Genomic DNA, 24,877 nt, shown 5'->3' with positions numbered 1-24,877 from the left:
CCGTCCACCACCGCCGCTACCGCAGCGTATCCTTTCTGAGGTTGGCGTGGTTGAGCAGGGCCTCGATCAGATTCCAGGCTTCGACGTTGCTCGGCTCCACCGGCTTGTGGGAGGACGACTTTGCCTTGGCAAGCGGCACGATCAGGTAGTCGGTGCGCGGGTCGGGGAAGGGGTCGGCAAAGGACTTGAGCAGCGGCGCATGGTCGCCGTAGAAGACCAGCCAGACCGGGCGATCCAGCTTGTCGAGGTGCTCGCTCAGCGTGTTCAGCGCCGCGTCGGATTGTTCCAGAATGGCCAGATAGATATCGACGGGTTTGGTAAGATCACCGACGCGACCCGGCTCCCATGGGCCGTGATTGGCCATGGATGCGACGAAGACGAAGCCGCTTTCGTCCTCCGGCAGCTTATCGCATGCGTCGATCACCTTGGCCGCGAGTTTCTCATCGGAGACGTATGGCCCGTCTCTCTCGGGTCGATGGTCGAAACCGTCGAGCATTGTCAGCTTCGAAAAGCCGAGCTGCGGCATTGCCTTGTGCCGGAGGAAGAAGGTGCGGTCATAGGGATGGATGAAATGCGTGTTCCAACCGGCACGCTTCATCTTTCCGGGCCAGACCACGTCGGCATAATGCGAGGCCCTGAGATAGGGGTAGCTGGCGTCGACGTGGATGTCGTCAGGCACGAGGCCGCTGATGACCGCGAACTCCGTGCGCAGCGTATAGCCGCCTTCGAAAACGCTGCTCAGCCGGCCCCATTGCACCGCCTCGCGCCGCAGCCGGTCCAGCGTCGGCATCTTCAAGGTCTCGACGCCGAAGTGCCGCATGTCGATGAAGGATTCGGACTGCCAGACGACGATCAGCGGTGAGCCGTCATCGCCGATGAGGTCGTGCACGGCGGCTCTGACGATCTCCGAAAGTTCCGCGACGATCTTCTCCCGCCGGACGCCGAGCCAGACGATGAAGCGGAAGACGACCGAGCCGAAGGTGCCGAAACGCACCGTGTTCATCTTGACGTCGAGCACCTTCAGCAGCCTTTGCACCAGCGCTGCCGTGGGCCGGTTGACCGGTCCGTAGAACAATAGGAGCCATGGACCGTAGGCGATCCCGAGCATCAGCAGGATCCAGAACAGTTTGCCCCGGTCCGGCAGGATGGCCGGCTCGAAATACATATAGAGGCCGGACACGCCGAAGACATAGAGGAAGGCGACGGTCCAGAAGACGACGTTCAAAGAGCTTGCGTAGAATATCGTCTTGTATTTGAACACGTCGACGACGAGCGCGATATCCGAGAAGATCAGCGGTTCGCGGATAAACTTGAACTTGGCGCGGGAAATGCCGGTGAAGATGATGAAGAAGCTCATCGTGCCGGCTGCGGCATAAAGCGGTCGCCATGAGCCGGCGAAGAAACCGGCAAAGACCAGCGCGATGACCGGCAGGCGCGCGAGCGCGTCGACCACGTCCTGTGTCCGCCCGAAGGGCGAGGGATGGGCGCGCCGCTCCCGCTTCGGAAGCGCAAATCGGTCGGTGAAGAAGATCACTGCACAGGACAGCAGATAACAACTAAGCGTCAGTGTTATGGGGTAGTCGTGCAGTTGAAAGGGAAGCAACGCCAAGCGGAAACCTTCATGTCTTCATGCCGGCCGACGCCGCTTCATGCGGCACAGCATCCGCCCGACACTTAAATCTTATCGCTTGGTCGTACAAGCGCTGTCAGGTCCGTCGCTCCGACACTCCACCATTATGCACCGCGGTGTTGCCGCCACGCGCGATTGCCCTGTCGAACCACCAGTTGAGCAAGGGGCGGATGGCGGGCGCGAAGCGACCGAGCAGAAAGAGCGTGGTGCCGAAATAGACTTCGAACCGCCCACGATCGATCCCCCTGGCGATCGTCTTCGCCACGGCATCCGCCGGCCAGGGACGGACCGTGCCCATGATTTTGGCCGCTTCCGCGGGCCGGCTTGCGAACTCGCGCTGAAACTGCGGTGTCTCCGTATCCGGCGGAAAACACACGGAGACGCCGACGCCGTGGGCATGGGCTTCCGACCGCAGCGCCTGAGCGAAGCCGTGGAGCGCGAACTTCGAGGCGCAATAGGCGGAATAGCCATAGATGCCGATGAGGCCCGCGCCGGATGAGATCATCATGATCCGGCCATGGCCACGTCGCTTCATGCCGTCATAAACCGCACGGACCGCATGCACCGTGCCGGAGAAATTGGTTTCGATCTGGCGCCGGAATGAAGCGCTGTCGAGCTCCTCGAAGCGTCCTGGCTCGACGATGCCGGCCGATGTGATGAGGATGTCGCACGCTCCGAAGGCAGCTTCACATCGCCGGACCGCAGCTGTGAGCTCGTCTTCCGAGGCGACATCCGCAGCCTCGATCCCGATATTGTCGGCGACGCCCCCGCTCAATTGGGCGAGGTCCGCGTGCGCCCGTTCCAAAAGGTCGAGAGAGCGCGCGATCAGCGAGACGCGGGCGCCCCGAGCCGCGTAGATCGATGCAACTGCAAATCCGATCCCGCTCGAGCCACCGGTGATGATCACATGCGTCATGCTGATATCCCGCTCAAGAGCAATTCCAGGAAAGTCCGAAGCGCTTTGCGTTCGGAATTGCGCGAAAACAATGCGGTGGCGATGCTGATCTCGGGTCAGCGCGCCGAGAGTGCCTTCATCATCTGATCGATGTCGATGCCGCCCAGTCCGAAATTGCGCTCGGTGAGGTCCGTCAGCCGTTCCGCCGTCAGCGTTACGGTCCGGCGGATCTGCTCTTCCGTATGGTCGCTGGTGATGAAGAAGCGCAGGCGCGCAAGCCCCTCGGGCACCGCCGGATGGATGATCGGCAGTGCATTGACCCCTTCGGCAAGCAGGTCGTTCGACAGCTGAACGGCCCGCAGGGAATCGCCGACGATAACCGGCACGACGGAGAAGCCGCTGGAGAGGCCGGTGTCGAGGCCCGCTTCCTTGGCAAGCTTCAGGAAGAGAGCGCCATTGCGGCGCAGCGCCGCCGTTCGCGCCGGTTCGCGCTCCAGCACGTCCAGGCTCGCGGTCGCGGCCGCCGCCAGCACGGGCGCAAGCCCGACGCTGTAGACGAAGCCGCCGGCGGATGCCTTCAGCACCTCGACCAGCGCCTCGCTGCCGGCGATGTAGCCGCCGCAGCTCGACGTGGTCTTTGAAAGCGTGCCCATCCAGATGTCGATCTCGTGCGGATCGACGCCGAAATGCTCGGCAAGCCCGCGGCCGGTCTTGCCGAGGACGCCGAGCGAGTGCGCCTCGTCGACCATCAGCCAGAACCCGTACTCGGCCCGCAGCTTCAGAAGAGCCGGCAGGTCGGCGACATCGCCGTCCATCGAATAGATGCCCTCGACGATGACCATGATGCGGCGATAGTCGCCGGCGACGGTGCGCAGCACGTGCTCGAGATCGGCGACATCGTTGTGCTTGAATAGCCGCCGGGTCGCGCCAGAGAGCTTGATGCCGGCAAGAGCGCTGTTGTGGATGAATTCGTCATGGACGACGAGATCCTTCGGGCCCATCAGGCAGCTGATGGCGGCGACGTTGGTCAGATAGCCGCTGACAAAACAGACGGCGGCATCGACGCCGTAGAAGCTTGCGATCTTCTCTTCGAGCGCCACATGCACGGGCCGCTCGCCGGCGACGAGACGGCTCGCCGAGGCGGAGATCCCAAAGGTGCCGATCGTGTCCTTTGCCTTTGCCAGAACCTCCGCATGGCGGTTGAGGCCGAGATAGTCGTAGGAGGCGAAGTTGATCAGCTTGCGGCCGTCGATGACGGTGGTCGCCCCGGCGGCGGTCTGATGCGCGCGATAGAACGGATTGGCGATACCGAGCTGTTCACTGGCGAACTTCTGAGTCATCACCTGCTTGTATTCCGGCAGGTCTTCGAAACGGGCCTGCTGCCGGCGCGCCGGCGGCGGCATCTCCCGCTCCGAGCGCGCCATGCGGTTGCGCTCGGAGGATTGATGCGTGTTTCTCATCCGGTCCAGCAGGTTCTCCTTGAGGCTGCTGGTCATCTTGGATGCGCCTGGGCCGTTTCCGTTCGTGCTCATTGGCTCTGTGCTTTTTCCTTCGCCGTTCCGACATGGCGCTGCGCGAGTTCGCTGACGATCTTGTCGTCGGCGGGCTCGGCATCGTCGCTCTGGTCGCGCTTGCTCACCTTTTCATAGAGCTTGCGGGCGACATCGCCAACTGTCGTGTTGTCCGCGACGCCGCTAAGCGGCATGTCGAAGCCGGTGTTCTGCTGGAAGCTCATGCCGAGTTCGACCGCCATCAGGCTGTCGAGGCCGATTTCCTTCAGCACCTTGGCGCGCGTGACCGTATCCTTCGACACGCGCAGGATCGCAGCGATCTCTCCGGCGACGAGGTCGAAGAGAATGTCCTCGGCTTCCTGCGGCGACTTGCCTTCGATCATCGCCACGAGATCCATCTGGGCGCCTTCGCCGCCGGTGGCGTGCTGGTCGGCGCTGCGAAGGATGACTTCGAAGAGGGCGTTGCGCGCGACCGGCAGGTTGCGCGCGGCCGACCAGTCGATCTCCGAGATCATCACCACCGCCGCATCGACGGTGCCCGGATCGAAGGCCAGGTGGCTCTCGACCATGTCGAGGGCCGTCTGTGCCTTCAGCGCCGTCTTGCCGATGCGCTTGGCAAGCAGATCGTTCACATCCGTGTTCTGGACCAGGTAACCCTTGTCGGCGATCGCACCGAAGCCGACGGCAAGACCCGCAAGGCCGCGGGCGCGACGGGCGCGGGCGAGGCCTTCGAGATAGCCGTTGGCGGCGACGTAGTTGGCCTGACCGGGGTTGCCGACGAGTGTCGTCGCCGACGAGAACAGGATGAAGTTGTCGAGCTTGTCCTCGTTGGTGAGCCGATCGAGGACAGCGGCACCCTTGGCCTTCGTGTCGATGACCGGGCGGTTGCGCTCGCGATTGAGATTGCTGATCAGCGCGTCGTCGAGCACCATCGCGGCGTGGACGATCGAGCGGAGCGGTGCAATCGCGCGCAACTCTTTCAGGAGACGCTCTGTCGCCGCCGGATCGGTGACGTCACAGGCGTGCACGGTGGCTGAGACACCGGCCTTCGCCCAGGCTTCGATCATCGCCGTCGTTTCGGCATCCGCCTGCCCGCGGCGCGAGCAGAGCGCAATCTTCGTCGCTCCCTTTTCGACGAGCCAGTTGGCAGCAGCGAGACCAAAGCCACCGATGCCGCCGACGACGAGATGCATGCCGTTCGGATCGACCTTCACGCCGCCATGCGGGCGCTTGGCGACGCGATGCTTGCCCGCAACCGGAGGCAGCACGACGATCTTGCCGATATGGCCGGCATTCTGCATCAGCCGGAAGGCGTTGCCGATTTCGTCGAAGTCGAAGGCACGGTAGGGAAGCGGCGTCAGCTTGCCCTCTTCGAACAATGCACCGATTTCGGTGAAGATCCGCTTGGTGAGCTTCGGCTGGTTAACCAGTAACTGGTCGGCGTCGATGCCGAAATAGCTGACATTGCGGCGGAAGGGCCTAAGGCCGATCTTGCTGTCGGCATAATAGTCGCGCTTGCCGAGTTCGAGGAAGCGGCCGAAGGGCTTCACCAGCGCCAGGCTCTGTTCCATGGCTTCGGCAAAGAGCGAGTTCAGGACGAGGTCGACACCCTCTCCGTCCGTGACCGCGCGAACGTCGTTGACAAAGCCGAGCGAGCGGGAATCGAAGACATGATCGGCGCCGAGCATCGACAGGAAACGGCGCTTCTCGCGCGTGCCCGCCGTGGCGATGACCTTGGCGCCCTTGAGCTTGGCCACCTGCAGTGCGGCAAGGCCGACACCGCCGGCAGCACCGTGGATGAGGATCGTCTCATCCGGCTGGATGCGGCCAAGTTCGACCATGGCGTAGTAGGCCGTGAGGAACGCGACTGGGACCGTTGCCGCGGCAACCGGACTTACCGACTGCGGCAGCCTGGCGACGCCCGCGCGCGAGACGACGGCATGGGTCGAGAAGGCTGAGGATGCGATCGCCATGACGGCGTCGCCGACGACGAGGTCGTCGACGCCTGCACCGACGGCAATCACGTGGCCGGAGAGTTCCATGCCGATCGTCGCGCCTGCGAAACCGTCTTCGAGCGCTTCTTCCGGCAGCAGACCCATCGCCCACATCACATCGCGGAAGTTGAGGCCGGTCGCCGCAACCGCGACGACGACTTCACCCGGACCTGCGGCGGGAATGTCGCTTTCCTCCCAGTCGATGCTCCCCACCTGCGAGTTGACGCGCTGGCGGATCGTTGCAGCCTGGAAGCTATCGATTGCCGCGTGCGCATTGTCGATCGGACCCGGCACGGCGCGGATTTCGGAAAGCGCCGCCTCTTCTCCCTCGAGCAGCCACTCACGGTTGGCGCTGGCGCTGCCGAGCAGCGGAGACGCTGCCGCGATCTGCTCGATCGTGGTCGGAGAACCGTCGATATCGAGCGCGTGCACATCGAGGAACTCGTATTCGTTCTGAAGCACGCGGGCGAAGGCCCAGAGACCGGCATTGACGCCGTCGCTTGCAACCGTTGCGCCCGTTGCCCGGCTCGCGATCGGCGCTCCGCCCGGCGCGACGAGCACGAGCCGCGGGCGGCTATCGCCGGTCGGTTCGGCTCCGCCGACATGCTGGCGCAAGGCTTCGGCGAAGGCGCCGAGAGCAAGGGTCTGCGTCTGCAGCGAAGCGGAATCGTCCGCCCGGGGTTGAGCGGTCGGCGACGCAAGGAAGATTGCCCGCAGCGGCTGTTCGCCAAGGGCCTCGAAGCCGCTGAGGAGTGCTGCCTTGTCGGCTGCGATGTCGCCGCTGAGATCGACCGGAATAGCCGGTGCCGAAGGCGCATTGCCCTTGTCGCCCGCGATCTGCAGCAGCAGATAGGCGCCGGTCACCGGTGCTTCGGCAGTCACGGAAGCCGCGGCGGCACCGCGCGCTTCGAGCAGGATGACATTGCCGCTCGCGCATTCGCGGTCGGCGATATTGACGTCGCGCAGATCGAGATCGGCGAGGCACTTCTGCCAGTGCGGCACGGCCGCAAGATTGCCGATCGGGAATTCCGCAGTCTGGCTGCGGGCGAACCATCCTTCGGAAAGTCCGAGGGCGAAATCGTTGAACAGCGACGGCGCGCTGACGGCCGCTATCAATCCGCCGGTGTCGCGCAGCGCCGAGCGAAGTGCGGTGCGCACTGCCACGTCGTCCTCGATCAGGCTGTAGAGCCCATCGGAAGCGCTGACGACGAGGTCGAAGGACGTCAGCGTCGCGAGTTCGCTCTTCTTGAGAATGCGCACATGGGCATCGTTCTCGAAGGCGAGCTCAAGGCCACGCTGGGCGTTGTCCCGCGCTTCGAAGACAGTGAGGCTTGCGCCGTGCTTTTCGGCGAGCGTCGCCAGGCGGCGGGTGAAGGCGGACGAAACGCTGCCGAGTTCGACGATGCGAAGGCGAGCGCCCGCAGGTTGTGCGGTGAGAGCTTTCTCGAGCGCTTCGAGCACGAATGCCATCCGTTCCCGGCTCGCTTCCGAGTGGACGGCCTGATGATCGAGCGTGGCATCGCTGATGAAGTTGGCGCCAAGGGCAGCCTCGTCGCCGGCCTGGAGAGCATCGAGGCGCGCAAGGGCCTCCGCATAGGCATTGTTGATCAACACCGCCTCGACGGCGCGGTCGGACCGCTCACCGTAGAGTTCGCGCAGGATCTCCGGGACGCCTGGCAAATTGAAGTCTTGAGCAACAGTCCAGATGCCGTCCTTGTGCTCGCAGAGACCGGCGTCTTCCAGCACATAGAGGCAGCTCGTCAGGAAACACTGGAAGGCAAAATCGCCAGGAAGGCTGTTGCCTTGGATGGTCGATCGGCCCTTGGCGAGCTTGAGGGCAATCTCCTGGCAGGCGCGATAGATGGCCGCATTGAAGAGCAACGTCGTGTTGTCGACGCCGGCTTCGCGGGCAGCAGGCATGGCGATCTTGATCGGCGCCGGCGACTTGGTCTGCAGGCCCGGCAGTGCCGCTTCGGATTGCACGGCCTCGTAGTGGAAGGACAGCGCATCGAGCGTCTTGTGCTTGCGCAGATAGGTCCGGCGGAAGCGGCAATCCTCGAAATGCGCGACCGGTGCGCCCGACTTGTCGAAGAAGTGGAATTTCGCCTTGATCGAATTGGCGCTGACGCGCTCGATCTCGATCATCGCGCGCGCGATCGGCTGGCTGCCGTTGACGACCCGCACCGAACCGAAGCGAACGGGGATATAGGGGGCGCCGCTCTTGTCGCCGGTGAAACGATCGAAGAGGGCGACGAGACCGTGGAAGGTCGCATCGACGGAGATCGGGTTCAAGGCGTAGGTGATGAGCGGGTGGCCGGCCGCATCAGGCGACTTCAGCTCGACATCGACCAGCCGATCGCCATAGGCGACCGCCTTGGCCAGCAGCTGGAAGCGCGGGCCGTAGTCGAGGCCGAACTGTTTCGCCGTCTCATAGGCGCGCCCAGGCGCGACCGTTGCGGTCTTCGCCAAGCCGGCGAGCGACGGATAGGCGCGCTCCTCGGCCGGCAATGGCTTGCGGCAGCGGGCAACTGCATGCACGGCCCAATCGTCTTCCGAAAGACGTTCGCGCGAGCGGATCTCGATGTCGCCGGTCTCCGGCGAAAGCACCGTCGACAGTTCCATGATCTTCGTATCGCTGAGCTCCAGCGGACGAACGATCTCCAGATTGGTGATCTCGACCTCGTCGCTACCGTAGAACTGCTGCGCGGCCGCAACGGCGATTTCGATGAAGCCGCTGCCCGGCAGGATCGCCTTGCCGTCGACCACGTGTTCGGCGAGGTCGGGGAAGAGATGGGCGTCGACGTGGTTCTTCCAGCTGCCGCTGTTCGGGTCGCTGCGCCAGCCGGTCAGGCGGTAGGGCTTGGCAGTCCGGCCGAAGAGGTCGGTGGCGTCGGTCGTAGCTGCGGGGCGCAGTTCGACGGGCTCGAACGGCAGGCTGGGCAGCGCGATCGATGCGTTGCGCTTACCGAAGACACGGGCCGTGTCGACGACCGCGCCGTGCGCGACGGCACGCGCCATTGCCGCCGAGATCGGATCCTGGCCGGTTTCGCCGACGTCCCGCAGGAGGGTCGGCACGACCATGCCCGGGGCCGCGGCCTGCTTGATCGTCTCCTTCACATAGGACGACAGGATCGGGCGCGGCGAAATTTCGATGAACAGGCGGCAACCCATCTCGATTGCGGCCTCGGCCGCCGCCTGGAAGCGGACCGGCTCGCGCACGTTCTTCCACCAGTAGTCCGGGTCGAGCTGCGTGCCCTCGAGGGCGGCGCCCGTGACCGTCGACAGATAGGCGAGCTCGGTGCGGCGCGGTGCGATGTCCGGAATGTCGGAGAGGAAGGCGTCCTTCGCCCGATCGATGATCGGGTGGTGGAAGGGATAGTTGATGTCGAGGATCTGGACCGGGATCTTCGCCTTGCGTGCAGCGTCGCGGAAGGTCGAGATCTGGTCTGCTGGTCCCGATATCGTCACGGAGTTATGCGCATTGACCGCGGCGACGCAGAGGTCGTCGAGACCGCGCGCCTCGGCAAAGGCGCGAGCGGCTTCCTCGCCGAGCATAACGGCGGCCATAGTGCCGCTGCCGGCAAGCAGGTCCTGATGCAGCGAGCGCTTCGCCACGATCGAAACGGCGTCGACGAGCGACAGCGCGCCGGCGGCGTAGGCGGCTGCGATTTCACCGACGGAATGGCCGAACACCGCGACCGGCTTGATGCCCATGGCGACAAGCGAATCGGAGAGGGCAGCCTGGACCGCGAAGAGCAGCGGCTGCGCGATCTTCGTGTCGGCAAGCTTCTTGTCGAGATCGGGATCGGTGAGGAGATCGGTCAATGCGATGTCGGAGTGGAATTTGAACAGCGCGCTGACGGACGTGAAACACTGGCGGAAATGCAGGTTTTCACGGAAGGCTTCGACACCCATGCCGGCCCATTGCGAGCCGTTGCCGGAGAAGACGAAGGCGACCTTCGCGTCGCGGACGACGGCTTCGCCGACCTCGCCGATACCGGAACCCGGTTTTTCCAGGTGGCTGGCGATCGCGCGGACGATATCTTCGGGCTGGTCGCTGCGGGCGGCGAAGCGATGGCGCATATGGGTGCGGTTTGCACCCGATGCGGCGATCATTGCGCGCGCCTCACCCTTGGAAGCATGTGCGAAAGCCGTCTTGTAATCGCTGAGAAGCGCTTCCAGGCTCGATGCCGTGTGGGCGCTTGCCAGGAAGACATGGCCGGAAGACGACGGGTTCGACGTCCCTTCGTCGGCGGCCGGTTCCGGATCGCTGATGACGACATGTGCGTTGGCACCGCCGAAGCCGAAGGAATTGATGCCGGCGAGCCGGGCGCGTTTTCCCCGCAGGAGCTCGATCGGGTTTGCCGTGACGCGCACGTTGAGACCGTCGAAGTCGATGTGCTCGTTCGGCGTGTCGAAGTGCAGCGAGGCCGGCAGATAGTTGTTTTCGAGCGCCATCACGGCCTTCAGCATGCCGAAGAGGCCGGAAGCGGGCTCGGTGTGGCCGATGTTCGACTTGATCGACCCAATCGGCACCGGTGCCCGGCGCTTCGCGCCGATGACCGTTCCGATCGACCAGACTTCGGCGGGATCGCCGACCTTGGTGCCGGTGCCGTGGCCTTCGACGAAGGCGACCTGGTTGGCGTCGATGCCGTTGCCTTCGTAGATTGCCCTGAGCAGATTGGCCTGCGCCTCGCGGGAGGGGAGCGAAATGCCGTTGGTGCGGCCGGCCGAATTCACCCCGGTCGCGACGATCCGCGCGTAGCTGCGGTCTTTCTCGCGGCGGGCCCGGTCCGAGCGGCGCAGGATGAAGACAACGCCGCCTTCGGCGCGCACATAGCCGGCGCCGTCGTTGTCGTAGGCGCGGCAGAGCCCTTCCGGCGAAAGCATGCGCGCCTGCGCAAAGCCAACGAAGGGCAGGGGATGGGCGAGAATATTGACGCCACCGACGATCGCCGTGTCGATCTCGCCCAATGTCAATGCCCGCATCGCTTGGTCCAGCGCGACCAGCGAGGAAGAGCAGGCGGTATCGACCGTCATGCTCGGGCCGCTGAGCCCGAAGATGTGCGAGATGCGGTTCGATACGATCGACAGCGTGTTGCCGGTCATGAAGTAAGGGCCGGCGGCCGCCGGATCTTCGACCGTCAGGTTGGCGTGGTCGAGGCTCGATGCGCCGATGTAGACGCCGACATTCTCACCCTGCAGCGAGGTGGTCGAAATGTTGGCATCTTCGAGCGCGCGCCAGGCGAGTTGCAGCAATACGCGCTGCTGCGGATCCATATACATGGCTTCGCGCTGCGACATGCCGAACACGGCAGGGTCGAAATCATAGAGCTGGTCCAGGACGCCGGCGGCGAAGGAATAGGTCTTGCCCTGCGTGCCCATGACCGGATGCCAGAATCGCGCAACGTCCCAGCGATCCGATGGAATGCTGGTGACGGTGCACTTGCCCTGACGAAGAAGTTTGAACAACGCCGAAGGCGATTCTGCTCCAGGGGCGAGGCATGCACGCCCAATAATCTCAACAGCCATATATGATCGAACGCTCTAAACTGCCGTTAAAGTTGCATCTGCGATTGCGTGTCGAGGGACGAAATGCAATCGCCAATCGTCATGCTGCGGGGCTTTCCCCAGCTATATTCGTTCCGCCTCATTAGTCAGCTTTTAACTTAAAGTCCCTAGCTTTCAACCCTAAAGACTGAAGATATACACGCTGTCAACGCCAGTCCAAGGCGGATAGGGCGATAAACCACGCTCAAGGTAGAGAAGGTATGACCAGAAAGACGCGGCCCCAAATATTTTGGCCGTCTTGGTCTTCGGGTGACTTGTTGTGGGACGGCGATTGTGCTTTTCAGAGACCGGCGAATTCCCGGTCGGGAGATGATGCGGCGCGGAACTGTGAGTAAAATCATGGCTGTGTCGAATTTGGAGTGTCGTAGTTGAAACGAGTCAGTGCCCTTCTGCTTTGTACCGCCCTCGTGGGATGCCAGGCTGTTCCGGGTGAAGGGCCGCTGGCCGGAGCGATCGTCAAGGATGCCGGCCATTCGGGCGCCGAGATCGGCCGCCAGAATGCGACCGTCTTCGATATCGTCGATGTGGACGGCCGCTCCGCGCGCCTCGTTTCCGACTATGTTTCTTCGACGCTTAACCGCCGCTTCGGCATTGGCGGCGGCGTCGGCCGAGTCGTGATCGGCGTCGGCGACCAACTCAGGGTCTCGATCTTCGAAGCCGGCAGCGATGGGCTCTTCTCAACGTCGGAGTCCAAGCAGACAAGCATCGATCTCGTCGTCCAGCCGGACGGCAAGGCCGCGATCCCCTATGTCGGTCCGGTCAGCTTCGCCGGCCTGACGCTGGAGCAGGCGCGCCAGGAGATCCTGGAGGCGCTGAAGCAGAAGGCGGTCGAGCCGGACGTCATCGTCACCAGCATGAGCACCGCATCGCGCAACGTCACGGTTTCCGGGGCCGTCGGCAAATCGTCGGTTGTACCACTCAGCCTCGTCGACGAGACGATCAACGAGGTCATCGCCAAGGCGGGCGGTCCCGTCGCGCAACCCTATGAGACCTATGTCACGCTGGTGCGCGGCAAGAAGACCGGTACGGTCCTCCTGAAGTCCATCATCGAACATCCGTCGGAAAACATCCACGTCAAGCCGGGCGACCAGATCTTCGTCACGCGGGATCCGCGTCGCTTCACCATCCTCGGTGCGGTCAAGGCCAACCAGCGCGTCGAGTTTGGCGCCAACGACCTGAACCTGCTCGAGGCGATGGGTCTTGCTGGCGGCGGCGCGGACTATACGCTCGATATGAAGGGCTATTTCATCTTCCGTTACGAAGAGCCTGACGTCGTCATGAGCCTGCTCGGCCAGCAACGCTTCAATGAGATGCTGCGCAAGGGCATGAAGACCGACAGCATGGGCCGCTATCCAATCGTCTACCGCTTCGACATGAGCAAGCCGGATAGCCTGATCGTCGGCCAGACCTTCCCGATCAAGAACCGCGACGTCATTTATGCCTCGCGCCATCCGTCGGTCGACTTCTCGAAGTTCCTCAACTTCATTGCGCAGCCGGTCGGCATTGCCAATTCCGGTTTCGCGATCGCCGACAACATCAACGGCAATTGATCCCGGTCAATGGCTTTATCCGGGGCGTCGGCCGCAAGGTCGGCGCCCCTTTGCTTATCTATCGCCCTGATTTCCAAACCCTACGGAAGCGACTTGTCGTCGCTCAAATTCTGTGATTGATCTTGGACTTAAATCGATTTTGGTGATCGATGGGCATAGGCAGGCAGGGATGAATTATGGCGGATAACGCGTTGATCGTCGTGGACATGCAGAACGATTTCTGCCCGGGGGGAGCGCTTCCCGTCGCAGGCGGCGATGAGATCGTGCCTATGGTCAATGGCCTGATTGGCCGTTTCGAGCATGTGGTGCTGACCCAGGACTGGCATCCCGCCGGCCATTCGAGTTTTGCCTCCAGCCATCCCGGCAAGGCACCCTTCGAGATGATCGCCATGCCCTACGGAGCGCAGACGCTCTGGCCGGATCACTGCATCCAGAGAAGCGCCGGTGCCGATTTCCACCCGATGCTCGAATGGACTCGGGCCGAACTCCTGATCCGCAAGGGCTTCCGGCCTCAGATCGACAGCTATTCGGCCTTTTTCGAAAACGACCGCCGGACGCCGACGGGTCTTGCGGGTTATCTCAGGGATCGCGGCATCAAGAAGGTGACGCTGTGCGGGCTGGCGACGGATTTCTGCGTGGCCTTTTCTGCGCTCGATGCGGTTGCGCAGGGTTTCTCGACGTCTGTCATTCTCGACGCCTGTCGAGGCATCGACCTCAACGGTTCGCTTCAAGCAATGGTCACGCGCATGCGCGATGCCGGTGTCGAGCTGGACTAGTGTCGAGCCTCGCCTTGATGAAGGAGCGATTTCACCAATGACGAAGACCGATATCGCCAGGCGTGTCTACAATCATGCCTGGAAGCTCGACCCGATCGTGCGCAGCCTGCTGGACACGGACTTCTACAAGCTGCTGATGCTGCAGATGATCTGGCAGCTTTATCCGGATGTCGATGCGACCTTCTCGCTGATCAATCGCACGAAGACGGTGCGGCTTGCCGACGAGATCGACGAGCAGGAACTGCGCGACCAGCTTGATCATGCGCGCGAACTGCGCTTCTCCAAGAAGGAGATGATCTGGCTCGCCGGTAACACGTTCTACGGTCGCAAGCAGATCTTCTCGCCGGAATTTCTTGCCTGGCTTGCCAACTTCCGCCTGCCGGAATACGAGCTGAAACGCAGCGATGGCCAGTTCGAGCTGACGTTCAGCGGCCGCTGGGCCGAGACCACCATGTGGGAGATCCCGGCGCTTGCGATCATCAACGAGTTGCGTTCGCGCTCGGCGATGAAGGGCCTCGGGCCCTTTACGCTCGATGTGCTCTATGCCCGCGCCAAGGCGAAAATGTGGTCCAAGGTCGAGCGCCTTCGGCAATATCCGAACTTGCGCATTTCCGATTTCGGCACGCGGCGCCGGCACAGTTTTCTTTGGCAACGGTGGTGCGTCGAGGCGCTGAAGGAAGGGATCGGAAGCTCCTTTTCGGGTTCCAGCAACGTGCTGCTTGCCATGGATACGGATCTGGAAGCGCTCGGCACCAACGCGCATGAACTGCCGATGGTGGCGGCAGCCCTTGCCCGCAACGACAAGGAACTGGCCGCCGCACCCTACAAGGTGCTGCAGGACTGGAATCAGCTTTATGGCGGTAACCTTTTGATCGTGCTGCCGGATGCCTTCGGAACGGCGGCATTCCTGCGCAATGCGCCCAAATGGGTCGCGGACTGGACGGGCTTCCGACCGGACAGCGCGCCGCCGATCGAGGGTGGTGAGAAGATTCTCGCCTGGTGGAAGAAGATGGGCAAGGACCCACGTGAGAAGCTCCTGATCTTCTCCGATGGCCTGGACGTCGACACGATCATCGAGACCTATCGCCATTTCGAGGGACGCGTGCGCATGAGCTTCGGCTGGGGCACCAATCTCACCAACGATTTCGCCGGTTGTGCCCCGACGGAAATCAGCGGCCTCAATCCGATCTCGATCGTCTGCAAGGTCAGCGAGGCCGACGGCCGCCCGGCGGTCAAGCTCTCCGACAATCCGCGCAAGGCCACCGGCGACCCGGCCGAGGTTAAGCGCTACCTCAAGTTCTTCGGCTCGGAAGATTTCGTCGAACAGGCCGTCAGGGTCTAGCCGCGAAGCGATTCCGTGTGAGCGGCTTTCCGGCTTTCCATCGCTCAAAAAGAAACCGGCAAACGCCGGTTTCAAAAGGGGATCAAAGATGTTGCGACTGTCCATCATCGCGATGTCAAATCTGGCAGTGGAATCTTAAGGTTGCGTTAAGGCGCCAACCTGCCGTTGCGTTTCATCTCTCTAAAACACGAAGATGTAGAGAAGAATGATGACGATCAGCGGCACGCCCATGAGCCAGAGAATGATGCCCTTCATTTGAAAGTCTCCGCGTGACTGCCTTTGAAACGGTAACGCGGTGTCGGGAGATACGTTCCCGGCGTCAGCTGGGCGGGATGGCGCCTCAGTTCATGGCCTGGACCCGGCCTCTCCCTTGCTCGCACAGTATCATCTAACCTCCCGATGCGCCCGAGCAGCCGGTTCAATCGTGAAGACCGATTTAGGCTTTGCAGTGGACGTACAGGAGTTAAGCGTTTGAATGTCTTGAGAGAAAACTGGTGCTGCTAGAGAGATTTGAACTCTCGGCCTCTCCCTTACCAAGGGAGTGCTCTACCCCTGAGCTATAGCAGCATCTGGCGGCCGGTTCGTGTGTCAGCCGCATCAAGCGAGGGGGCTATTGCCATAGCTGAGCGGGGAGTGCAAGCCGGTTTTCAAAGTTTTTCGTGAAGACCTGTGAGAAAAGTCCCCGCCGCTTCCGAAGGCCCTGGTTTTGCGCTAATGCATGACCATGCAGATAGACGACAAAGATGGCGAAAAAAGCCGACCGGCGCGCGATGCGTTGCAGGCCGAAGGCAAGACGCGCCAGAAGAAGAAAAAGGATACGACCGAGGCGGACCTGAAAAAGGCGCGTCTTGCCAGGAACTTGCGCGACAATCTCCAGCGCCGCAAGCAGCAGATGCGGGCGCGCCGTTCCGGCGCCGCCGATGAGGCAAGCGGCCTTCCTGCCGCAAAAACGGACGAATCCCAAGATTAGTACGAAGGAGGGGCGGCATTCGCCGGCTCCTTCCCGTTTGCGGGCGGCTCAGCCGTCTGGCGTCCAATTGCATAAATGTCCTCGGTCGGGTTGGCCGAGGGTAGCGACTTCACGGTTATGGCGACCTTCGCGTCCGAATGGGCGCGCGGCGTTCAAGGCACTTCTAATTTCGCGGCGTCTCCACTAAAGAGGCGCCTTCAGACAACACAGTAAATTTTTGGAAAGGCGGGCCAAGCCCGTTCGAGAGGCCTCATGGATCGCATCAGGATTGTAGGCGGCAACCAGCTTAACGGCGTCATCCCGATTTCCGGCGCCAAGAATGCGGCCCTGCCGCTGATGATCGCGTCGCTTCTGACCGACGACACGCTGACGCTCGAAAACGTGCCGCATCTTGCCGATGTCGAGCAACTGATCCGCATCCTCGGCAACCATGGCGTCGACATCTCCGTCAATGGCCGCCGCGAACGCCAGAGCGAGAGCTATGCCCGCACCATCCATTTCACCTGCCGCAACATCGTCGATACGACCGCCCCTTACGAACTGGTCTCGAAGATGCGTGCAAGCTTCTGGGTGATCGGCCCGCTGCTCGCCCGTGAAGGCAAGGCACGCGTTTCGCTGCCGGGCGGCTGCGCCATCGGCACGCGCCCGGTCGATCTGTTTATCGAGGGGCTGACGGCGCTCAGCGCCAACATCGAGATCGACGGCGGCTATGTCAACGCGACGGCGCCGGAAGGCGGCCTGATCGGCGCGCGCTACACTTTCCCGAAGGTATCGGTCGGCGCCACCCACGTGCTGATGATGGCCGCGACGCTTGCAAACGGCACGACGGTGCTCGGCAACGCCGCGCGCGAGCCGGAAGTCGTCGACCTCGCCAACTGCTTGAACGCCATGGGCGCCAAGATCACCGGCCAGGGCACACCGACGATCACCATCGAAGGTGTGCGTTCGCTTTCCGGCGCCCGCCACCGCGTGCTGCCGGACCGGATCGAGACCGGAACCTATGCCATGGCCGTTGCCATGACTGGCGGTGACGTCATCCTCGAAGACACCAATATGGCGCTGCTCGACACTGCATTGGAAGCGATCCGTCGGGCCGGTGCCGAGATCACCGAGACCAACAGCGGCATCCGCGTCGTGCGCAACGGCGCCGGCATCAAGCCGGTCGATATCGTCACCGATCCCTTCCCGGGTTTCCCGACCGACTTGCAGGCGCAGTTCATGGGCCTGATGACCAAGGCGAATGGCACCTCGCATATCACTGAAACGATCTTCGAAAACCGCTTCATGCACGTGCAGGAACTGGCCCGCCTCGGCGCCAAGATCTCGCTCTCCGGCCAGACGGCCAAGATCGAGGGCGTCAGCCGGCTGAAGGGCGCGCCGGTCATGGCGACAGACCTTCGTGCATCGGTCTCGCTCGTCATCGCCGGTCTTGCTGCCGAAGGCGAAACCATGGTCTCGCGTGTCTATCATCTCGATCGCGGCTTTGAACGGCTCGAGGAAAAGCTCACCCGTTGCGGCGCGCATGTCGAGCGCGTTAGCGACTGATTTGATCGGTTGCGCCTGATACCGTTGCGGTTTCAGGCGCAACATCCTATGTCCATTTCAATTGTGGCACGGAAGATGTGCGGCGAAACGAAAGGAATGGACGGCATGAATGGTCTGAAGCTGCTGGCGCTCGACGAGGAAGATCTCGCTGTCGTCTCCGCCCATGTCCAGGACGCCGTGTTCAAGGTATCGGGTCTCGAATACGACGCCCGCCGCAAGCAGTTCTCGCTCGTCGTCAACCGCTTCGTCTGGGAGACGGCCGACGGCAAGCGGCGCTCTTTCGAGCGTCGGCGCGCGCTGCTCCTGTTCAAGCGGGTGAATGCGGTCCGCTCGGTCGGCTTTGACCGGCGCGACGATGAAACGGTGCTCGACCTGCTGGCGCTCAAGTTCACGGTCAGCGGCGAGGGGCCGGAAGGCACGCTCGAACTGGTTCTTGCCGGCGATGCGTCGATCGCGCTTGACGTCGAATGCATCGAAACGCAGCTTGCGGATACCGGCGGGGCGTGGGAAACCGCTTTCAAGCCCAAGCATCCCGAAGGTGCTTGAGCCCGCTACTGCATAATTCCTTAAATCGGCATCGATTTAAGGGCAAAATTATGCAGCAGCTTTAAAGTGTTACAGCGACCCTAGCGCGCCTTACAAAGACGCGCGGCGCTGTAGACCCGAACGACACTGGCATACAAGGACGTCCCCTTTGGCAATCAGGCTCAATTTTCTCGATGATGACTTCGAACAAAAGTTCGCGTCATTCCTGACGACCAAGCGTGAGGTGTCCGAGGACGTCAATGCGGTGGTCAAGGCGATCATCGACGACGTGCGCGCGCGCGGTAACGCGGCGCTTGCCGAATACTCCAAGCGTTTCGACGGCGTCGATTTCGCCGTAACGCCGATGGCCGTCAGCGCCGCCGAGATCGATGCGGCGATCCAGGCGGTCGAGCCGGAGGTTCTGGGCGCGCTCAAGGTCGCAGCCACCCGTATCGAGGCGCACCATGCCCGCCAGCGCCCGAAGGATGATATCTACGAGGACGCCATGGGCGTCGGCCTCGGTTCGCGCTGGACGGCGGTCGATGCCGTCGGCCTCTATGTGCCTGGCGGTACGGCGAGCTATCCGAGCTCGGTGCTGATGAATGCGCTGCCGGCGAAGGTGGCGGGCGTTCCCCGCATCGTCATGGTGGTGCCGGCAACCGGCGGTGAGATCAACCCGGCGGTGCTTGCCGCAGCGAGGCTTGCCGGCGTTGAGGAAATCTACCGTATTGGTGGCGCGCAGGCCGTTGCCGCCCTTGCCTATGGCACCGAGACGATCGCGCCGGTCGCCAAGATCGTCGGCCCGGGCAATGCCTATGTGGCCGCCGCCAAGCGCCAGGTCTTCGGCACAGTCGGCATCGACATGATCGCCGGCCCGTCCGAAGTGCTCGTGATCGCCGACGGCGACAACGATCCCGACTGGATCGCCGCCGATCTCCTCGCCCAGGCCGAGCACGATGTCGGCGCCCAGTCGATCCTGATTACCGACGATCCGGCCTTCGGCCAGGCGGTCGAGGATGCGGTCGAGCGGCAACTGAAGACGCTGCCGCGCGCCGATACCGCATCTGCGAGCTGGCGCGACTTCGGCGCCGTCATTCTCGTTCCCGATCTCGAAAAGGCCGTGCCGCTGGCCAACCGCATCGCCGCCGAACATCTCGAACTGGCGCTCGCGGATCCCGAGCCGATGATCGCCAAGATCCGCAATGCCGGCGCGATCTTCGTCGGCCGTCACACGCCGGAGGTCATCGGCGATTACGTCGGCGGCTCCAACCATGTGTTGCCGACGGCGCGCTCGGCGCGCTTTTCCTCCGGCCTCGGCGTGCTCGACTACATGAAGCGCACGTCGATCCTGCGGCTTGATCCGGAGCAGTTGCGGATCCTGGGGCCGGCGGCGATCGTGCTTGCCAAATCCGAGGGCCTTGAGGCCCATGCGCGCTCCGTCGCCATCCGCCTCAATCTCGGGGACGCTGGATGAAGGCGGACCGCAACCTGCGCCTCTGCGATGTCGTTCTGGACGAGACCATCGGCCGCTCGACGCCTGACGTGGAGCACGAGCGCGCGGTTGCGATCTTCGATCTGCTCGAAGAGAACCTGTTCGAACCCGTCGGCCATCCTGGCGGACCCTACAGGCTCAATCTCTCGCTCGTCGATGCGAAGCTGGTCTTCGCGATCTCGACCGAAAAAGGTGGCGACGTCGCCACCCACATCCTGTCGCTGACGCCGTTCCGCCGGATCGTGAAGGACTACTTCATGATCTGCGAGAGTTATTATGAGGCGATCCGCTCGGCGACGCCAAGTCAGATCGAGGCGATCGACATGGGGCGCCGCGGCATCCACAACGAGGGTTCGCAGACCCTGATGGATCGCCTGTCCGGCAAGATCCGGCTGGACTTCGACACCGCCCGCCGCCTGTTCACGCTCGTCTGCGTGCTCTATTGGCGCGGGTAGAGGCGGGAACCGGCATGACGGGAACCGAGGCACCGCAGTTGAAAACGCCCCGCTCGGTCCTCTTCATGTGCGGCATGAATGCTATCCGCTCCCCGATGGCCGAGGCGCTTGCCAAGGCGGCGCTGCCAGCGGGCACCTATGTCGCCTCCGCCGGTGTCCGGCACGGCGAACGCGATCCCTTTGTCGACGTGGTCATGGCCGAGGTCGGCCTGAGCCTTGGCCGTCACCAGCCCCACACGCTCGACGAACTCGAAGACGATTACTTCGACCTCATCGTCACCTTGGCGCCCGAGGCGCACCACAAGGCGCTCGAATTGACTCGCTCGATGGCCGTCGACGTGGTCTACTGGCCGACGCCGGACCCGACGGTGGCCGTCGGCACCCGCGAGCAGATCGTCGATGCGTACCGTGCCGTACGCGATCACCTGTCGACGCTGATCAAGCATCGGCTGGTCGGCTCGCACAGACGAGGGAAAACTTAGGAGCTTTATCGAAATCCGTAGCTGGTTTCCGACGACGGCTCTTTTACATGTCTTCTTAGATCCCAACCGATTTAAGGCTAAAGACATGCAGCGGTTCAAAGTGCTATAGCGACCTCCGCGCCTCTGATAGGACGCGCGGCGCCGTAGCCGTCACAAAAGCGCAAAAGCCGGTGTTAGACGGTTCACAAATCCTCGTCGATTGTGTAGTTTCCGGCGAATTTTTCGGGATGCCTGACGTATCCCTAAGCAAAGATGGAAAGAACAGTCCTACATGGCGAAAGAAGAAGTCCTTGAATTTCCGGGCGTGGTCACGGAATTGCTTCCCAATGCGACCTTCCGTGTGAAGCTCGAAAACGAGCATGAGATCATTGCTCACACGGCGGGCCGTATGCGCAAAAACCGTATCCGCGTGCTGGCCGGCGACAAGGTTCTCGTTGAAATGACCCCGTACGACCTCACCAAGGGCCGTATCACCTACCGCTTCAAGTAAGCCGCTCCGGCTCTACGCAATTCCTGGAGCATTTCCGCTTTCTTCTTCGAATCGCGAAAACGCTCTAACCTTCGGTTGGATTGCAATTCCAGACGCAAAACCGCCTAACGCATTTTTGCTGGAATTGCTCTGGAGTGACGGCTCGTTCCGATGACAGTGGCCAAGAAACTGATACTGGCGTCCGGCTCGCCGCGTCGCGTCGAAATTCTGGCGCAGGCGGGCATCGAGCCCGCGCGCCTGATGCCGATGGATCTCGACGAGACGCCGAAGCGTGCCGAACATCCGCGTTCGCTCGCAAGGCGCCTGTCGGCTGAGAAGGCGCGGGCGGCACTTGCGGCGATCAAGGGCGAGCCCGGCTGGGACGGAAGTTATATCCTGGCGGCCGATACGGTCGTCTGCGTCGGTCGGCGTATCCTGCCGAAGCCGGAACTCGTCAGCGAAGCCTCCAGCGCCCTGCACCTTCTCTCCGGCCGCAGCCATCGCGTCTATACCGGCGTGTGCCTGATCACCCCGGACAAGACGCTCAGGCAGAAGGTGGTCGACACCAAGGTGCGCTTCAAGCGCCTGTCCGGTTTCGACATCGAAAGCTATCTCGCCTCAGGCCAATGGCGCGGCAAGGCGGGCGGCTACGGCATCCAGGGCATTGCCGGCAGCTTCGTGGTAAAACTCGTCGGTTCCTACAGCAACGTCGTCGGCCTGCCGCTTTACGAAACCGTCAGTCTGCTTGTCGGCGAAGGCTATGACGTGCACAATCGTTGGCTGGAAGGCTGAAACCGGTGACCGAGGAAACGAAGAAGAGCGGTTCGAACGTCGCACCCCTGCGGGCGCCTCGACCCTGTCCGGAATGCGGGCGGCCGTCGCATCGGGAGCACTATCCCTTCTGCTCCGATCGCTGCCGCAACGTCGACCTCAACCGCTGGCTCTCGGGCTCCTATGCCATTCCGGTTGCCGACGACGAGTCGAAGGCCGACGACGGCGACGATCGCTAGGGCGTAGCGCTGTGGCCGGGGCTTAGGCCCGGCCTTCCCCTCCGCACACCTCTTTGCCGTGAAGGACGCCCGGAAGATCCTGCGCGCCGGCAGGTGAATTCGGCCGCCATTTTCGGTCTCCGAAGACCGCTTCTCTCACGGAGCGTACGAGGGGAGCGAACACGATCTGCCTGAATCTCTTTGTCTTTTTGGTTTTTTCAGCTGTCCACAGGATTTCGGTCAAAAAACTTTCATTTGGCGCTGGACACCGCCGAACAAGATGCTATAACCCCGCTCGCTTCCGGGGCAAACAGAAGCGCCCCGATGGTTCCGCAAGGGACCGCTGCCAGAAACGGCAGGATGCCCGGATAGCTCAGTTGGTAGAGCAGCGGATTGAAAATCCGCGTGTCGGTGGTTCAAATCCGCCTCCGGGCACCATTTTTCTTCTCGAAAATCTGGTTTCCATGGACGCTTGAAGCGTCAATGACGCGGTCCGTCCAGGAGATTTTCAAGGAAGCCAGAGATTGGTTCAGGACAAGAGATGGCCGCGTGCGCTGGAACCCGTTCGTTGCCACCTCGTTTCCCAAATCGGCCTGGAAGCGAATGTTCGTAGCAATCGACTTTCGACGCTGATGGCCACCATCGAAGTGGCGTCGGAGCATCCTGCAACTGTTTCCGTTGAGTGGTCGCGTCTGCGCGAAGGGAGCGCGATGACGAGAGCATGCCAGCCGAGCGTTGAGTAGGCTTGCGAAATGGGTCCGGCCGTTCGCTGAACCTGGCATCGATCCTCCTTTTTACCGCAGACGAGAATGGGCGGCTGTTACCTGCGTTACACGTCCGTCGCAGCTTCCGCCTATTCTCACGCCCGGGAGGACCTGAGCGGCGAATGTCTTCGCCGCGTCATCGATGCCACGAAACCGCAATAAAAACAGGGTCGTGGCAGGGTCAACCGAGGATTAGAAATGCGTAAATTTGCCAGGCTCTCTTTAGTAACGCTCGTCGCAGCAACGATCGCCACCGGCGCGCCTGTTCCCGCTCTCGCAGGAGGCAGCTACTACAAGGGCGTGTCACCGACGCCGGTCAATGAAGGCCACCAGAGCGAGAAGTACAATCCGCCTGGAAAAACGGTAAACCGCCCGCCGCCGAGAAACGGTTCCTACTACAAGGGCATCATGCGCAAGTAGGAAGGGCACGTGAGAGGATGCCGATGGGCCGAATTGCCGTTAGGCTATCGACCGCCGGTCAGCCTCTCAGGCGGTGACATCCATGAAAACAGGAAAGGGCGCCGTGGCGCCCTTTCGTTTCAGATCAGAACATGACTGAGGATATCGCCTTCGCTGACCACCAGGTTCGGCGGATGACCGTTGCGCAGGTAATGCTTGCGGTCGCTGTCGGCAGTAATGAACACGGCGGTGCGGGCAATCTCGTCCGCTGTCATTTGTGGCGTTGGCGGAACGACGGCGATATCGGAGCGCAGGCCAAGCTCGCGCAACAGTGCCTCGATCGCGCTATGGTCGTCCACGCCGTGAAGGACGAGCCGATCGATTTCCGCGATCGCGTTCGTGTGCCACGTGACGGTTTGAAGAGCGACCAGGAGGGGCAGCGCCCCTCGTACCTGCTGCACGTCGGGATGGTGCTCGAAACCGCCCAGCATCAGCCGCGTGTAGAGTTCATAGGCGCGAACGTAGTCCTTCTTCATCATCCACATGCGCAAGGCGACGCTCATGCGGACCATGGTGAAGTCCTTGATCTGCGCGTCGAGGTAGGCGCGGCGATCGGCAGTCAGCTTCACAGCGCCGCGTTTGGCGCCGCTATAGAGGAAGTATTCAAGGCCGCCGCGATAGGTGTCCCAGCCGGTCAGCGTTTCAGCGTGGCCAGCCTGCGGCCGATCGCGGATGATCTTGGACCGTACCACCTGACGATAGAACGGCTTCTTCAGGAAGGCGACGGCGCCCAGTTCCAGAAAATGCGCGAGATAGGCGAAGGCCCAATAGGCGAAGTGCCGGGGTGCCCAAGCGGAGCGCAGAGCCGAGGTCCGGTAAATGCCGATCTCGGGAAAGACGTGTCGGTCGATGAGAAAATCGAAAACCGGCTCGAATTCCCGTTTCTTGAATTTCGTATCCCTGTCGACCGAGTAGAATGGTGCTCCGTCACGTCCGTCGATCTCGTCATGCGTGTACCAGGGCGCAAAGCAGGCGGTCACTTCGGGATTGAGGTCCAGATAGCGGATCGCCTCGCGCAAGCCATCGTTGATGAGCACGTCGTCGTCAGCGAGGTAGAGGGCGTACTCACCGACCGCGCGGCTGACGGCGCTGATGACGTTGGAAATCGCGCCGAAATTCTCCGACTGGCGGAAATAGCGGATTGGCAGCCCCTTGGCGATAAAGCGATCGACGATCTCCCGGGTGCTGTCGGTCGAGGCATTGTCGGAGATGACGATCTCGTACTTGCAGGAGAATTGGTAGAGTTCGACGAAGTAGTCGAGCGCCTTTTCGAGGAAGGGCGCGCGGTTATAGGTGGGAATGCAGATGCTCAGCTTAACCTGGCTCACTCGCCTCTCCATTGTCAGTGACATGCGACATCGGGCTCTCGGCAGACCGTTCGCATCGCGTTTGCTTGCGCCGCCGGCACGAATACAGCAGTGGCTGGCGATGCATCGGCAGGAGCTGGACACCTCCAGG

General features: G+C 62.3%; 18 protein-coding genes and 2 tRNA genes. 13 read left to right on the top strand and 7 right to left on the bottom strand.

The features are described from left to right. Positions 1-16: 16 nt before the first annotated feature. The 4 genes from AC0C6X_RS02645 to AC0C6X_RS02630 all read right to left on the bottom strand — a co-directional run bounded on the left by AC0C6X_RS02645 (position 17) and on the right by AC0C6X_RS02630 (position 11,562). Positions 17-1,609 (bottom strand): LTA synthase family protein, encoded by a 1,593-nt coding sequence (locus AC0C6X_RS02645; protein ID WP_173515549.1) that lies wholly within the window; start codon positions 1,607-1,609, stop codon positions 17-19. Positions 1,610-1,706: 97 nt separating this feature from the next. Further along, positions 1,707-2,546 (bottom strand): SDR family oxidoreductase, encoded by an 840-nt coding sequence (locus tag AC0C6X_RS02640; protein WP_173515550.1) that lies wholly within the window; start codon positions 2,544-2,546, stop codon positions 1,707-1,709. A 95-nt stretch (positions 2,547-2,641) separates the two neighbouring features. Then, on the bottom strand, positions 2,642-4,057 hold the full coding sequence (locus AC0C6X_RS02635; RefSeq protein WP_247958130.1) for an aminotransferase class I/II-fold pyridoxal phosphate-dependent enzyme: 1,416 nt from the start codon (positions 4,055-4,057) through the stop codon (positions 2,642-2,644). After that, positions 4,054-11,562 carry a type I polyketide synthase gene (locus AC0C6X_RS02630; RefSeq protein WP_472951771.1) on the bottom strand — a complete coding sequence of 2,503 codons (7,509 nt, stop codon included), beginning with the start codon at positions 11,560-11,562 and terminating at the stop codon, positions 4,054-4,056. Before AC0C6X_RS02630 ends, AC0C6X_RS02635 begins: the two co-directional genes overlap by 4 nt. 407 nt (positions 11,563-11,969) lie before the next feature. On the opposite strand from AC0C6X_RS02630, the gene AC0C6X_RS02625 reads away from it, so the two are divergent. The 3 genes from AC0C6X_RS02625 to pncB all read left to right on the top strand — a co-directional run bounded on the left by AC0C6X_RS02625 (position 11,970) and on the right by pncB (position 15,269). Continuing rightward, the gene (locus AC0C6X_RS02625) at positions 11,970-13,151 is read left to right on the top strand and encodes a polysaccharide biosynthesis/export family protein (protein ID WP_173515553.1); all 1,182 of its coding nucleotides are present in this window, start codon (positions 11,970-11,972) and stop codon (positions 13,149-13,151) included. Between the two features lie 176 nt (positions 13,152-13,327). Beyond that, positions 13,328-13,927, top strand: coding sequence for a bifunctional nicotinamidase/pyrazinamidase (pncA, locus tag AC0C6X_RS02620; protein ID WP_472951769.1), 600 nt, complete (start codon positions 13,328-13,330; stop codon positions 13,925-13,927). Positions 13,928-13,964: 37 nt separating this feature from the next. Next, positions 13,965-15,269: a nicotinate phosphoribosyltransferase gene (pncB, locus tag AC0C6X_RS02615; protein WP_173515555.1), complete on the top strand. Its 1,305-nt coding sequence runs from the start codon at positions 13,965-13,967 to the stop codon at positions 15,267-15,269. Positions 15,270-15,761: 492 nt separating this feature from the next. Here pncB and AC0C6X_RS02610 read toward each other — a convergent pair. Both AC0C6X_RS02610 and AC0C6X_RS02605 read right to left on the bottom strand, forming a co-directional pair. Next, positions 15,762-15,836 (bottom strand) — tRNA-Thr (locus tag AC0C6X_RS02610). Positions 15,837-15,879: 43 nt separating this feature from the next. Further along, entirely contained in the window at positions 15,880-16,233 is a 354-nt protein-coding gene (locus AC0C6X_RS02605) for a hypothetical protein (protein ID WP_432704674.1), read from the bottom strand. Positions 16,234-16,491: 258 nt separating this feature from the next. Here AC0C6X_RS02605 and murA point away from each other — a divergent pair, with 258 nt between their 5' ends. The 10 genes from murA (at position 16,492) to AC0C6X_RS02555 (ending at position 23,380) form a co-directional block, all read left to right on the top strand. After that, positions 16,492-17,784, top strand: coding sequence for a UDP-N-acetylglucosamine 1-carboxyvinyltransferase (gene murA, locus AC0C6X_RS02600; RefSeq protein ID WP_173515556.1), 1,293 nt, complete (start codon positions 16,492-16,494; stop codon positions 17,782-17,784). A gap of 105 nt (positions 17,785-17,889) precedes the next feature. Continuing rightward, on the top strand, positions 17,890-18,330 hold the full coding sequence (locus AC0C6X_RS02595; protein WP_173515557.1) for a DUF2948 family protein: 441 nt from the start codon (positions 17,890-17,892) through the stop codon (positions 18,328-18,330). A gap of 148 nt (positions 18,331-18,478) precedes the next feature. Then, on the top strand, positions 18,479-19,783 hold the full coding sequence (gene hisD, locus AC0C6X_RS02590) for a histidinol dehydrogenase (RefSeq protein ID WP_173515558.1): 1,305 nt from the start codon (positions 18,479-18,481) through the stop codon (positions 19,781-19,783). Next, the gene (locus tag AC0C6X_RS02585; protein WP_173515559.1) at positions 19,780-20,256 is read left to right on the top strand and encodes a UPF0262 family protein; all 477 of its coding nucleotides are present in this window, start codon (positions 19,780-19,782) and stop codon (positions 20,254-20,256) included. Before hisD ends, AC0C6X_RS02585 begins: the two co-directional genes overlap by 4 nt. Before the next feature lie 14 nt (positions 20,257-20,270). Beyond that, a complete protein-coding gene (locus tag AC0C6X_RS02580) occupies positions 20,271-20,738 on the top strand; it encodes an arsenate-mycothiol transferase ArsC (RefSeq protein ID WP_173515560.1) in 468 nt (155 codons plus the stop codon). 271 nt (positions 20,739-21,009) lie between these two features. Continuing rightward, positions 21,010-21,228, top strand: coding sequence for a translation initiation factor IF-1 (gene infA, locus AC0C6X_RS02575; protein WP_004435948.1), 219 nt, complete (start codon positions 21,010-21,012; stop codon positions 21,226-21,228). Positions 21,229-21,378: 150 nt separating this feature from the next. Continuing rightward, positions 21,379-21,999: a Maf-like protein gene (locus AC0C6X_RS02570; RefSeq protein ID WP_173515561.1), complete on the top strand. Its 621-nt coding sequence runs from the start codon at positions 21,379-21,381 to the stop codon at positions 21,997-21,999. Positions 22,000-22,004: 5 nt separating this feature from the next. Continuing rightward, positions 22,005-22,217 (top strand): DNA gyrase inhibitor YacG, encoded by a 213-nt coding sequence (gene yacG / locus AC0C6X_RS02565; RefSeq protein ID WP_429812633.1) that lies wholly within the window; start codon positions 22,005-22,007, stop codon positions 22,215-22,217. 341 nt (positions 22,218-22,558) lie between these two features. Next, positions 22,559-22,634 (top strand) — tRNA-Phe (locus AC0C6X_RS02560). Positions 22,635-23,158: 524 nt separating this feature from the next. Further along, positions 23,159-23,380: a hypothetical protein gene (locus tag AC0C6X_RS02555; RefSeq protein WP_472951753.1), complete on the top strand. Its 222-nt coding sequence runs from the start codon at positions 23,159-23,161 to the stop codon at positions 23,378-23,380. A 119-nt stretch (positions 23,381-23,499) separates the two neighbouring features. Here AC0C6X_RS02555 and AC0C6X_RS02550 read toward each other — a convergent pair whose 3' ends face one another. Continuing rightward, on the bottom strand, positions 23,500-24,747 hold the full coding sequence (locus AC0C6X_RS02550) for a glycosyltransferase family 2 protein (protein WP_173515563.1): 1,248 nt from the start codon (positions 24,745-24,747) through the stop codon (positions 23,500-23,502). Between the last annotated feature and the right edge of the window lie 130 nt (positions 24,748-24,877).

This window comes from Ensifer sp. VA4 (genome assembly GCF_055710065.1).
Note: the sequence above shows the minus strand (reverse complement) of the source record. Positions and strands in the feature narration are given on the sequence as shown.

Coding starts and splice junctions, on each gene's coding strand:
- AC0C6X_RS02640 (WP_173515550.1), bottom strand. CDS start 2,546: ATGACGCATGTGATCATCACCGGTGGCTCGAGCGGGATCGGATTTGCA.
- AC0C6X_RS02635 (WP_247958130.1), bottom strand. CDS start 4,057: ATGAGCACGAACGGAAACGGCCCAGGCGCATCCAAGATGACCAGCAGC.
- AC0C6X_RS02630 (WP_472951771.1), bottom strand. CDS start 11,562: ATGGCTGTTGAGATTATTGGGCGTGCATGCCTCGCCCCTGGAGCAGAA.
- pncA (WP_472951769.1), top strand. CDS start 13,328: ATGGCGGATAACGCGTTGATCGTCGTGGACATGCAGAACGATTTCTGC.
- pncB (WP_173515555.1), top strand. CDS start 13,965: ATGACGAAGACCGATATCGCCAGGCGTGTCTACAATCATGCCTGGAAG.
- murA (WP_173515556.1), top strand. CDS start 16,492: ATGGATCGCATCAGGATTGTAGGCGGCAACCAGCTTAACGGCGTCATC.
- AC0C6X_RS02595 (WP_173515557.1), top strand. CDS start 17,890: ATGAATGGTCTGAAGCTGCTGGCGCTCGACGAGGAAGATCTCGCTGTC.
- AC0C6X_RS02585 (WP_173515559.1), top strand. CDS start 19,780: ATGAAGGCGGACCGCAACCTGCGCCTCTGCGATGTCGTTCTGGACGAG.
- AC0C6X_RS02580 (WP_173515560.1), top strand. CDS start 20,271: ATGACGGGAACCGAGGCACCGCAGTTGAAAACGCCCCGCTCGGTCCTC.
- infA (WP_004435948.1), top strand. CDS start 21,010: ATGGCGAAAGAAGAAGTCCTTGAATTTCCGGGCGTGGTCACGGAATTG.
- AC0C6X_RS02570 (WP_173515561.1), top strand. CDS start 21,379: ATGACAGTGGCCAAGAAACTGATACTGGCGTCCGGCTCGCCGCGTCGC.
- AC0C6X_RS02555 (WP_472951753.1), top strand. CDS start 23,159: ATGCGTAAATTTGCCAGGCTCTCTTTAGTAACGCTCGTCGCAGCAACG.